Raw genomic sequence first — 13227 nt, forward strand, 5'->3', positions numbered from 1 at the left:
CTTTGTATCAAATATGCTATTTCCATGAATACAAACAATAAGTAAAAAGTTATCCTTTCCGAATGTAAATTTTCATCATAATAATTTCAAAAAAAGCAAGTCCTGAAATTACCCCTCCATTTTTTATTAATTCTATAGGTTCCAAAATAAGAAACAATATATAGATATAAGGATCACCGCCATTTATAATGAAAACCAGCATAGGAAGAAGAAATGAATACGGTATCACAAATATAGTAGTCAAAGCAGTTAAAAATATTTTTTTTAATGTTATTTTGATATCGTTAATATACAAAAAAAATATATTGATCACTGCCACTACTGGATAATAAAGCAAAAGCATAAATAAATGCAAAAGCCCTATCGGTAAACTTTCATAATACAATAAGCAGCATACAGAGAATGTAAAGCCGAAAACTGTCAGGCATCCCAAAATATAACAAAGCGTCAACTTTATATTGTTTTTCTGCCCCCATATTTTTCTTATCATAAAATATATAATAAGTGAAATTATCATATATGCTGGATTAAAATTGTAAATCCAACTTGTTCCTTTTCCTTGGTTAAATAAAAAATAAATAAAAATATTCCATACCGCGTAACAGCAGCATGAAGTAAAAAAAGCTATCATATTTACTCCAATTTTGACTTTAAAACTTCAATTTCCTTATGAGTTAACTTTATTTTTAGCTCATATTCACCAGATAGGGTAAAAGATTTCAATTCAGCTTTTGCGCCAATTTTTGTTAATTTTTCTGCGATTCTAGATCTGTTTCCATTACCATCATTAAAATCAAATACATCTTCAATATTTACTATAACAGTAGCAATATTATTCTTTTCGTCGACAGATGTAAGGTCCCAATCAAAACGAACCCCGCCACCAAAAGAAGCAAAAAGGTCTGTGTCTAACATACTAAAAGCAGTGGTTCCATTTTTTCCAAATATTTTACCTGCTTTCAACCGACTTTTTATAGTATCATTAGCGTGATTTGAAACAGATGTCATTTTTTGAGCTATTAATGATGTTTTACCAAAAATATATTTATCTATCCCCCCATTCATTCCTAGAGCATATAATTTTTGACATATGGGAAATCTATTATCATTTATAACTTGCTCTTTTATCCAAAGTCTAGCATCCTCTTTACTCATAGAATCAGGATTCGCCAGTAAAATTGCAGATAAAGAAATTCTCCCATCCGGATCAATATACTTAACCGGATTATTCCCCGCATAGTGGTAAATATGCAAGTTTACCGTGTTGTACACCCCGCCCATTCCGGGTAGGTTTTCATTATGCTTTTTAGCCTCATCATCAATGGGTGCTTTAGGTATATAATCATTAAGTGCCGGATCGCCACTCAACCACCTACTATACTTCGGATCAAGGTACCTTGCTCCATAGTAGTATAAACCTGTTTCTTCGTCGAGCTCCTTCCCCGTAAACCTAAACGGCAGTTTATCTAATCCTGCTGCTACTTCCTCTATCCAAAGTTCGCCATACGGCGTGTACTCTATGTGTTCGTACTGTCTGCCTTTCCAGTCGGTTACGAATTGTGCACTTCCTAAGTGGTCGCTGTGGTAATAATACCTCTTTGCCTTTTGTTCGTCGTTGTCGCCTTGGTTATCTGTGTGGGTCATAGCGGTTACAAGACGTGAGTTTCCTACGAATATGTGTTTGTGTACTCTTAAGCCTTGAGGGTTGTTTTGGTCTTGGGTTGGTATGTGTATCGTAAAGAAGTTATTAAAGTATAAGGTTTCACTCCTTCCCTCATCGGTGTACTTAAGTGCCCTCTGTCCGTCTTCTCCGTAGCGGTAGTGGACTGTGTAGTTTTTGTCGCTTGATTTGGTTAAGAGGTTGCGCTCGTTCCAAGTGTAGTTACGCCTGTAGGCAAATAGGTCTTGCGGGTTTGACTGTTCCGTTTCTTTAGGAGCGTCAAGACCGAAGCCGTAGTCTGTGCCGTATACGTCTTCATTTTCAAAATAGGAGTATGTAAATACAAACTCTTCTTCATCTGTGAATGGACCGTCTTTTTCTGCCGTTATGTTGCCGTTTGCGTCATAGCGGTAATAACGGTTACCTGCTCTTATTAGGCGGTGTGCATAAGCCGGGTCATACTCGTAAGCTAGGCTATAGTCAAGTTCAGCTTTGGGGTAAGAGTTTCCTTGTGCACCGGGTATGTTTGTGGTGCTTATCTTTTCTTTCATGTTGCCTATGCCATCAAAGCTGAAATCTTGTTTATATTTTGCAATGCTTACAGGTGTTGCACCAAAGCTTTTTTTAGCCTTGTATTGATTACTTGTTCCTTCTACGCTTATAAGCTGGTAAAGGTTGTCGTAAGAGTATGTTTGTTTTGTTTCGTAAGTACTTGCATCATTATTATAGCCTAGGACGTTTCCTACAGGGTCGAATGAGTACTTTATTTTTTGAAAGACATCTTGAGTTTGGTTATTCTTTGTTTCTATCGAGTCAAGCCATCTTCTTTTCTCATCGTACATGTATCTTGTTTCTACTCCGTTTCCATACTTTATGTAGACTCTTTGTGCCTGTTCATCATCTTTTGAAAATATGCGGGCATCTCCTGCGTCGCTACGCAAAAATAAATGCTCGACGTATACCAGATACGCCTCCGCTTTATTTTTACTAGGCTCCTTGTATCTGCTCCACCTATTTTCAAAAGGCATTGTTTTTCCGCTTCCGTCCACCCTGTCCGTAAGCGGAAAAACATCCGGTAATATGATTTTATTTAGTAATAACTTTATTTTGGCGGACTGCTCAATTTTGTTTTTTAGCATTACGAAGAAAACAAAATTGAGCACCGCGCTTTTCAGGGCTTTGCTAGCGCTTCGGTATCTTTCCGCAGAAATTACTGCGGAAAGATGTACAGCAAAAGCAATTTTGATAAATTGCTTTTGCTCCCTTACAATCGCTGTCCGGGGGAGATAGTTGGGTTGTGAATAAATGCAAACCTCTACTTTCATTTCATCATTTATCTCAATTCAATAAATTTTTGTAAAAATATTATCAAATTGTATATTCTATTTTATACAACAATTTAATAAAATATTTTACGTGTCTCTTCCCTTATAAAATTACCATTGATATCATATAAGTCAGAAGTATATGTATCAACAACTTCTAACATATAATTTATTTTCATAAAATAATGTCTTTTTCCTTCATGCATTATTGGAATCCATACCATAAAGTTTGGATCATCAGGTTTGCTTTTATCACTTATAAGACGCAAAGTAACATTATCAACTTCATAGTAATGACAGGATATTACTCCACGTTTTAAAGGCTCTTGATATACAAGATAATATACAGTTTCAATAATATCAGAAAAATCAGGATTATAATTAACTTCTGACCATCCATGCGATTTCATGTATTTCTTTAAACTTTCATATTTTTTTCTTTGGGGAAATGTAGAACATGAAACCATCATAAATCCTAACACAACAATTAATAGCAAACTAAATTTCTTTCTCACTTCTTTATCTCCCATATTATTTATACCTGTAACTGTAATAAAACTCAAAATCACATCTCAACAAATTTAATTTAATCTTAAATTTTCCGGTACATAAAACTCATCACACAGCCTAATAAACTGACTATATTCCAATGGGCCGAAAACTTTTTTCTCTTTTTTTTTAATAATCCAATAATACTCCGAATCCAAGCCTTTAGAATATTTATAGTCTTCATTATAAGTATAATTGAACTCCTTATACCGTCTAGGTTTTTGTTTTGCAACTATAAAATTATCATCATACTGATATGAAAGTATTTTAGGCGGAATATCAGTTAAATCTATATTATCATTCATAACAGCCGCTAAATCTTCATAATAACAAAAGTCATCTCCAAGTTCGTACAAACCATCATCAAACACTGTAAAAAATAAAAGAAATATAAAAGATAGAAGAAGTCCATAAATCAATATTTTTATACTCCTATATAATTTGCTTTGTCTTGTAATATACACAATAATTAATATAGGAATCATAAGTGCAATAACAAAAAAATAATAAGACATCGAAATACGCATCTTAGTTTTTCCTTTTTAACTGAGCACTACCATAAATATTGATAGTATAAAGAACCCCTTTCCCTGCATAGACACTTCCTGCAATAGTAGCAATATTTCTAAACCAATTTAGAGGATTTTTCCATGATTTCATGTCAAAATCATATTTATCAGCAAAAGCCCTACAAGTATCATTAGGATAACGAATAAAAGTTAAAGAGCCATAAACTTTACCATCTTTGCTTCCTAGTGTAAACAAATTAAATACATATCTTTTTCCAATATATTTATCGCCCAAAGAATAAAGCATAGATAAATCTATTTGATTTATATCAACAAATAACTCTTGTCCATTTCCATTTTTATACCACTCATTGGCTTCTTCAAGTGTTAATTTTCCATCCCAGTCCGGTCTGTCCTTCAAACCAGCAAAGCTATCATTAAATTTGTTTAAGGCTCTTTCTCCGTTCAAACCTTCAATTCCTAAATTTTTATTCTTTGCATCCTCTAGGCTCATTTTTGCATCATAATCTTCTTTATTCATAATAAAGGCTTCCCCTTGTAATCCTGAATTTTCTGTTACACCAATCAAATTTCCTTCAATATCATATACGGGATTTCTGCCTGTAGGATCTATATATTTTATAGGATTATTATTTGCATAATTAAATAAACTAAAAGACATTAAATTAAATATTCCTCCGGCAGGTAATTTAGAGTTATCTTCACCTGCAATAGGTATATACTCACCCAACGCCGGGTCTCCCGATAACCACCTACTATACTTCGGATCAAGATACCTCGCTCCATAGTAGTATAAACCTGTCTCCTCATCCAGCTCCTTTCCCGTAAACCTGAACGGCAGTTTATCTAAGCCTGCAGCAACTTCTTCAATCCACAATTCCCCATACGGCGTGTACTCTATGTGTTCATATTGTTTACCTCGCCAGTCTGTTACGAACTGTGCACTGCCGAGGTGATCTGAATGATAGTAGTACCGTTTTGCTTTTTGTTCTTCGTTGTCTCCACTGTTATCGGTATGTGTCATCGCTGTTACAAGGCGGCTGTTACCAACAAAGATATGCTTATGCACTCTTAAGCCTTGCGGGTTATTTTGGTCTTGTGTCGGGATATGTATCGTAAAAAAGTTATTAAAATAAAGCGTTTCACTTCTTCCCTCGTCGGTGTATTTTAAGGCTCTCTGTCCATCGTCTCCATAGCGGTAGTGTACGGTAAAGTTTCGGTCGCTCGATTTGGTTAAGAGGTTGCGCTCGTTCCATGTGTAGTTACGCCTGTAGGCAAATAGGTCTTGCGGGTTTGACTGTTCCGTTTCTTTAGGTGCGTCAAGCCCGAAGCCGTAGTCTGCGCCATAAACATCTTGTTCTTCAAAGTATGAGTATGTAAATACAAACTCTTCTTCATCTGTAAAAGGTCCGTCTTTTTCTGCCGTGATGTTGCCGTTGGCGTCGTAGCGATAGTATCGGGTGCCTGCTCTTATTAGGCGGTGTGCATAGGCAGGGTCATACTCGTAATCTAAGCTATAATCAAGTTCAGCCTTGGGATAGGAGTTTCCTTGTGCACCGGGTATGTTTGTGGTGCTTATCTTTTCTTTCATGTTGCCTATGCCATCAAAGGCAAAGGTTTGTTTATATTTTGCAATGCTTACAGGTGTTGTTCCAGAGCTTTTTTTAGCCTTGTATTGGTTACTTGTTCCTTCTACGCTTATAAGCTGGTACAGGTTGTCGTATTTATATTCCTGTTTTGTTTCATAAGTACTTGCATCATTATTATAGCCTAGGACGTTTCCTACAGGGTCGAATGAGTACTTTATTTTTTGAAAGATGTCTTGAGTTTGGTTATTCTTTGTTTCTATTGTATCTAACCAACGCCGCTTCTCGTCGTACTTGTATCTTGTTTCTACTCCGTTTCCGTATTTTATATACACTCTTTGCGCGTGTTCATCATAGAGTATTTTATCTACATAGGAGTATTCTGCTGTACCTTTTGATGAGGTTTTTACTCCGCTAACTCCACTTAGCTGTCCGCCTTTGTCGTAAGAGTAAGTTATTGTTTCTCCGTCGGGGTATTTCATACTTTGCATTCTGCCGAGGTAGTCCGAGCGGTATTCAAAGCTTGCAGTTTCAGGACTGCTTCCTGCTCCGTAGCGGTTTATGGTTCTTGTTTCGCTTACTACCTCGTTTAAGTTTCCGTAAGTATAGTGCGTTTCTCCCGTTTCATCTTTTTTGTAGATTACTTGCCCGGCTCCATTTTGTTCCGGCGCTCCGTATTTATATTCTATGTCATGGCTAAAAGGATAGTCTGTTTTTAGTATGCGGTCAAAGCCGTCATACTCGTATCTTATTTCGGCAGCCTTGTTTTTTAATACCGAATCCGTTTCTGCTTGCAGCCTTCCTTTCTCATCGTAAATCCATTCTTTTTTGCCTGTGTCCTTACTTTCTAAACTTATCCGCCGTCCTAGCATATCATAGTTTACGGCCAATAAGTTGTCTTTGGCATCGTAGGCCTTTAGCATTTCTCCTAATACAGAGTATTCGTATTTTGCTTTTGTAAGGATGCTATTGTTTTTATCAAGCCGTTCTACTTCCCGTATGTTTCCTCTTGCATCTTTTTTACTTATGCTTACGTTTTCCAATGGGTCGGTTTTTTTTGTTATTTGTAAATAAGAATCTATCGAGTATTCGGTCTTTTGTGTGTGCCCGTCTGGAAGTGTAGTTACAACAGGTCTATCTATATCGTCATACTCGTATTTTGTTCCGTTTCTTATCTTTGTAAAATCGTTTAGTTCGTAAAAGGATTCAAGGGCTTGATAAGAGTTTTTATTTGATAGTTCTTGTTCTAAATCTCCTCCATAGAAGAAGGGCATTCCTTCTTCTATCTTTCGTCCTACATTATCATAGTTTATTGCACTTGAAATATTCCAGCCCGTTTGGGTTTGGTCAGCGGTTCCGTCGATGTACACTTCTCCTTCTTTTGCTGTATAGCTTATTCTTCCTAAGCCGTCGTGAAGGACTATTGTTTTCATGACATTGCTATCTTCTGCTTCGGTGCTTATTTTGTTTTCTGTTACGGTGTACCAAAAGGAATCTTTTGGAGTAATGTATGTGTATTTTGCGTAAGGAGTTTCACTTGTGTCGTAGGGGCTGCGTACTTCGGTTACTCTTGCCAAGTTGTCATATTTATAGCTCATTGTATTGTTTGCAGCATCCGTTTCTTTTAGTTTTACTCCTAAAATACGATCCCATTCTATTTTACTTGTGTAAGATTTATCTCCTTTAGAGCTTATCTCTTTTATTTCGATAGGGTATATGCCGTCAAGGTATTTGTATTCGGCTCTTTTACCTGTCGGGCTTGTTACTGCTTTTATGTTCCCTTCATCAGTCCATTCTATGCGGTTTACAAGATATGCTCCATGCGACGTGTATTGTTTTAATTCTGTTAAAGCTCCTGTTCTGCTGTCGTATGCACCCTCCCGTTTACGTAAGAGAGTTCCGGTCTTTCCGTGTAAGACCTGTATTTTTTCGGGGTGGGCTTTAAAGTATTTATCTTCTCTTCCGCCTTTCCAATATGTTATTTCCGCTATGATGTCATCGTTTGTGTTTGTTACGTCTCCCTTGTCGTAGAGTTTTGTTACGTTGCCGTATTTGTCGTACTCGTATTCGCTTTCGGTTTTTATTTCGTTGTAGTTTTCTCGTATTGTGTTTACTTCTTTTTTTATTCTTGCATGGGGAGCTGTGTCTACCTCGTATTCTTTTATTGAGTAGATTCTGTTTCCGTTTTTTACAGTTTCTTTTGAAAATATGCGGGCAATTACTGCGTCGCACGGCAAAAAAGTTTCCTCGACGTATACCCGATACGCCTGCGGTACTTTTTTGCCTAACTCCTTGTACTTACCTCGCCTATTTTCAAAAGCCATTGTTTTTCCGCTTCCTACCGTAAGCGGAAAAACCTCCGGTAATATGATTTTATTTAGTAATAACTTTCTTTTGGCGGACTGCTCAATTTTGTTTTTTAGCATTATGAAGAAAACAAAATTGAACACCGCGCTTTTCAGGGCTCCGCTTTCGCTTCGGTATCTTTCCGCAGAAATTACTGCGGAAAGATGTACAGCAAAAGCAATTTGTATAAATTGCTTTTGCTCCCTTGCAATCGCTGTCCGAAAAAGATAGTTGGGTTCTTTCAATAAACATCTAACTACTACTTTCATAAATTAAATCTAAATTACCCATCGTATTATCTTATAAATAAATACAGTAACAGCATATGATATTATAAATATAATTATACCATTGAATAGAAAAATAGAATAAAAAATAACACTTAACATTTCAACAATAAAAAAATATCCTATCTCAATAAAAAAACCAATTAAACAGCCTAAAAAATGCGATATAAAAAATACTATTAATAAAGTTAAAAAAAAGTACAATCCAATTTTTTGTATATTTAAAAATATAAATAAAACAACTATTATTGGAACAAATACAACTTGCAAAAAATATTTATTATCCTTAACCGAGGTGATAATATAAAAAATCATTAGAATAAGCATAAAAGCTATTTTACTGTATATAAAATTCGTTATTGAAATTTTTATCATTTTATTTGAATTTCCTCTCCTTTATTATTTTTTTTAAAATCTTCATATTGGAAATTAGGTTTTGTAAAAGTCCCAACAGGGAAACGAGAATGTTTAGGTTTTGATATATTAACACCTCCTTTCTTACCAATGTCTGCACATAAATCTGCACAGTTTTGAGATATTACTTCTAAGGTTATTTCATTTCTTTTTTCATCAAGTGAGTATTTTTTATCGTAAATGTCAAGACCTTCTGCTATCATTCTTGAGTCATTCATTGCACTTGTTTTTACTTGATAAGCCCTATCATATTGTTCATCTGTATCTAATTTTTTATTATGCTCAATAAAACTTTCAAGTGTAGGAAAATATTCTGCCTTGTTAATTGATCCAGTTAAATTTTTACCATCTTTAGAAAAATACAACCATCCGCCAGTTTTATCATTTCCAATTAACACAGCATTATGACCTTCTTTATAAGCACCATATGACCTATTCAATAAAATTATATCCCTTCCATCCGGATCAATATATTTCACCGGATTATTTCCCGCATAGTGATACACATGAAGGTTTACAACATTAAACACACCGCCCATTCCCGGCAGATTCTCGTTGTGTTTCTGTGCCTCGTCATCAATCGGTGCTTTGGGTATATACTCATTAAGTGCAGGATCCCCGCTTAACCACCTACTATACTTCGGGTCAAGGTATCTAGCTCCATAGTAATACAGTCCCGTTTCCTCGTCAAGCTCCTTACCCGTAAACCTAAACGGTAACTTATCCAATCCTGCTGCAACTTCTTCTATCCAGAGTTCTCCGTAGGGTGTGTATTCTATATGCTCGTACTGTCTGCCTCGCCAGTCGGTTACGAATTGTGCACTTCCAAGGTGATCGCTGTGGTAGTAGTAACGCTTTGCCTTTTGTTCATCGTTGTCGCCTTGGTTATCCGTGTGGGTCATTGCGGTTACTAATCTTGAATTCCCTACGAATATGTGTTTGTGTACTCTTAATCCTTGAGGGTTGTTTTGGTCTTGGGTTGGTATGTGTATCGTAAAGAAGTTTGAAAAAGTCAATAATAGTGCATACCCTAAATTCCCTAAAATATAGTTTAAGCTGCCGGTTTTGATAAACCGGTTTCAAACAGTTCCCGATAAATCGCAGGAGGATAACCTTTCGGATTCATTGTGGTAATCCTTCGTCGGTTGTAGTAGACAATAAACCTCCAGACGATTTTCTTTACTTCTTCCCTTTTCAATTTTGTTGTATCTATGCGGTATAGCTTCTCCTTCTTGAGTGTCGCAAAAAAGGATTCCATTCTCGCATTATCATAACATTTTCCCACACCGCTCATGCTTTGAATTGCATGACGGCGAGCCAACTCAAGTTTGTACGCCTCACTCGTGTATTGAGTAAGCATCACTGTGATGTATGAGCCCATCAGCTTTCTTAATTCATATGCCTCCTTTAGAGCTTTTATACAAAGCTCTTTTTTCATGTTGTCGTCCATCGCTACTGCGATTATCTCTCCTGCAAAGCAGTCCATCATCGGTGCAATATACAGCTTTCCATCTTTGCACGGAACCTGCGTTATATCGGTCAGCCATTTCTTGTTAGGAGCGTCTGCGCTAAAGTCCCCTTTAAGAAGATTTTCAGGCCTTTGCGCCTTTCTGTCGGCTTTGGTAAGTCCATCAGGGCTTCTTCTGCTCTTATGAAGCAGATTCCCCTTCCTCATCGCTCTGATTATAGTCGAGCGAGAAACTTTTATGCCTCGCTGCTCAAGTGCTAATCGCATTCTCTGTATTCCATAATTATCGTTTTCAGGATCTTGTGAAAGAATCTTGTGTATTTCGACCAGAAGAAGTTGCCAGCGTTTCATCTTTGTACGGTTCCGTTTCCACTTGTAAAAACCCGTTTCGCTCACCTTTAGGGTTCTACACAGCTTTACAATTGACCACATTTTCTCTTTTGCATTTTCCAAAATGTAGCTGAATAACCCTTGCGTACTTACTTCTTCCGGTCTACGACGAAAAAACCGAGCGTCCTTGAGTATTTCGTTTGCTTTTTTCAGCTCCTGTATTTCTCGCTGCATGGCAAGCTCTCTCTCGTTTAACGGTGTTTTGTCCGATGCGATTCTCTCTTCCTTCGCCTTTCGGCTTCTCACCTTCCTCCACTCTGCAATCGTGTAATAACTGAGTCCCAGCTGTTCGGCTGCCTTTTTCACTCCTATCTCATCTGACAATAGCAGTGCCTGTTCCTTAAATTCTTTATTGTACTTGACCATATCTTCCATTCCTTTATTTTTCGGGTTTTTAGGTCTGCACTTTTATGATAACGGTTCAGTTATTAAAGTATAAGGTTTCACTCCTTCCCTCGTCTGTGTATTTAAGTGCCCGCTGTCCATCTTCGCCGTAGCGGTAGTGGACTGTGTAGTTTTTGTCGCTTGATTTAGTTAAGAGGTTACGCTCGTTCCAAGTGTAGTTACGCCTGTAGGCAAATAGGTCTTGCGGGTTTGACTGTTCCGTTTCTTTAGGAGCGTCAAGCCCGAAGCCGTAATCTGCACCATAAACGTCTTGTTCTTCAAAATAGGAGTATGTAAATACAAACTCTTCTTCATCTGTAAAAGGTCCGTCTTTTTCTGCCGTTATGTTGCCGTTTGCGTCATAGCGGTAGTATTCTTTTGAAAATATACACGCCGTCTGCGGCGTCGCTTCAAAAAAATTAATCCTCAACGTACATATAGTACGCCTGCGGTTAATTTTTTCTCGCTCCTTGCATCCATCATGTCTATTTCCAAAAGGCAGTGTTTTTCCGCTTCCGTCCATCCTATCCGTAAGCGGAAAAACCTCCGGTAATAGAATTTTATTTAGTAATACCTTTCTTTTGGCGGACTGCTGACACTTGTATATTATCATAATTATGTAAAAGTACACAAGTGTCAGCATCGCGCTTTTCGCTCCAATCTTTTTGCTGCATGGACTTTTTTCAGGCGGTGTTTTTACGCTGCCGCTCCAAAAACCGCATTTGCTTAAACACAGCGCAAAAAGGATTTCTGCTTCAATCGCTGTCCGAGTGAGATAGTTAGGTTGTAAATAAATGCAAGGTTTTGGGTTCATTGTTATGTCCTTAGCTTATTTACTCAAATTGCAATCTCCTAATAAGGGTTTTATAAAAAAAATATATGATCCGTCAACCAGTAATAAAAAGCTTTGGGTTGCTTCATACCTATAATAAAAACATGTATCGGCATCCTAAAAATGTTGATATAAAAAGTAAAGTTATCCGACTCATTATTATCAATACTCATTGTAAATGTATGAATAGAAATATTTGTATACCCCATTTTTTTACAATGCTCTAAAGCCGAGACTCTACCACTATCAGTCTCACTACCAGAAAACACTTTATATTTACTTTTATCTGAACTAAAGTACAAATCGGTTCTTTTATACGGATCTTCTGAAAAAATATAGACAACATTATCTCCGACAAATATCCTGACATAATCTCCATTCGCTACTATCATATAATTATTTTTAGGAAATAATAAACCTTTATATTTATATGGCATAATGTAACAACCATTAGATGTATTCCAAAATGTAAAAGTAGTCTCTCCAATAGTACAATAAAATCTACATTCCAAAAGATAAAAAGTACATGATGCTGGTAATAGAATAAGTAATAAAATAATAACCCTAGTCTTTTTTTTCATATATTTATTCTCCCAACCACAAAAATATCCATGGATTTGCTTTTAAATATTCATGCTGTCCATCATTAAATCCTTTCCATTGTGCAGCCTGCGACTCTTGTCCTTCCCTAGGCGGCCATCCATTATCCAAGAATTGATAAGAATCAAAACCGACTCTTGTTCCAAACCATGAAAGACCTTTTCTACCTGCTATATAACCTGCGGCATAATTACCTACATCACGTGCTGTACCAAAAATTTTATTTCCATCTTTATCGAGTCCAAGCGGCATTCCTCTATGATGATATATGAGCTTATTATCTTCATTTTTTCTTCCTATATTTTTAAAATCATATTTTTTGCCAGTTTTTCCTTCATTAAAGATATAGGAAAATAAGCTAGGAGTATTTTCTTTGAAATCATTAAGAAATTCTTGGCCTGAACTATCATTAGGGTTTATTACAGCACCTGCAACTACATTACCTCCATCAAAAAATGAATGCTCTGTAAACATCACTCCAATAATATCACCAGTTCGCTGGCCATTTACAGTTAAATATATATTTTTATCAGAATTTTCTTTTCCACCAGATACAGTGTAGGTTCCATCTCCATTATCACTGACTTCCAGGAACCTTCCATCCGGATCGGTATACTTCACAGGATTATTTCCCGCATAATGATACACATGAAGATTGACGGTATTAAACACCCCTCCCATTCCCGGCAAGTTTTCATTATGCTTTTTAGCCTCGTCATCAATGGGAGCCTTTGGTATGTAATCGTTTAATGCAGGATCTCCTGACAACCATCTACTATACTTCGGGTCAAGATACCTCGCTCCATAGTAGTATAATCCTGTCTCTTCGTCAAGCTCTTTACCCGTGAAGCCACGG

At 36.7% G+C, this 13227-nt stretch carries 7 protein-coding genes and 3 pseudogenes; all 10 read right to left on the minus strand.

Going from position 1 to position 13227, the window contains the following annotated elements:
- Positions 1-49: 49 nt before the first annotated feature.
- Positions 50-631, minus strand: coding sequence for a hypothetical protein (locus E4O00_RS06520; RefSeq protein WP_253679441.1), 582 nt, complete (start codon positions 629-631; stop codon positions 50-52).
- Between the two features lie 2 nt (positions 632-633).
- Complete coding sequence (locus E4O00_RS06525; RefSeq protein WP_253679443.1) at positions 634-2985, minus strand: RHS repeat domain-containing protein; 2352 nt, start codon at positions 2983-2985, stop codon at positions 634-636.
- A gap of 74 nt (positions 2986-3059) precedes the next feature.
- Positions 3060-3515 carry a hypothetical protein gene (locus tag E4O00_RS06530; RefSeq protein WP_044979843.1) on the minus strand — a complete coding sequence of 152 codons (456 nt, stop codon included), beginning with the start codon at positions 3513-3515 and terminating at the stop codon, positions 3060-3062.
- A gap of 51 nt (positions 3516-3566) precedes the next feature.
- A complete protein-coding gene (locus E4O00_RS06535; RefSeq protein WP_170225398.1) occupies positions 3567-3953 on the minus strand; it encodes a DUF3997 domain-containing protein in 387 nt (128 codons plus the stop codon).
- Positions 3954-4062: 109 nt separating this feature from the next.
- The gene (locus tag E4O00_RS06540) at positions 4063-8265 is read right to left on the minus strand and encodes an RHS repeat domain-containing protein (protein WP_253679445.1); all 4203 of its coding nucleotides are present in this window, start codon (positions 8263-8265) and stop codon (positions 4063-4065) included.
- 875 nt (positions 8266-9140) lie between these two features.
- A pseudogene (locus tag E4O00_RS14210) lies at positions 9141-9713 on the minus strand (RHS repeat domain-containing protein); the annotation flags it as partial.
- Positions 9714-9748: 35 nt separating this feature from the next.
- Positions 9749-10921 (minus strand): IS3 family transposase, encoded by a 1173-nt coding sequence (locus E4O00_RS06550; RefSeq protein ID WP_253679449.1) that lies wholly within the window; start codon positions 10919-10921, stop codon positions 9749-9751.
- Between the two features lie 58 nt (positions 10922-10979).
- Positions 10980-11753, minus strand: a pseudogene (locus tag E4O00_RS06555) (hypothetical protein); the annotation flags it as partial.
- Between the two features lie 50 nt (positions 11754-11803).
- The gene (locus tag E4O00_RS06560; protein WP_253679453.1) at positions 11804-12352 is read right to left on the minus strand and encodes a hypothetical protein; all 549 of its coding nucleotides are present in this window, start codon (positions 12350-12352) and stop codon (positions 11804-11806) included.
- 4 nt (positions 12353-12356) lie between these two features.
- A pseudogene (locus E4O00_RS06565) lies at positions 12357-13220 on the minus strand (RHS repeat-associated core domain-containing protein); the annotation flags it as partial.
- Between the last annotated feature and the right edge of the window lie 7 nt (positions 13221-13227).

The organism is Treponema sp. OMZ 788 (assembly GCF_024181245.1).
Taxonomy (GTDB): Bacteria; Spirochaetota; Spirochaetia; order Treponematales; family Treponemataceae; genus Treponema_B.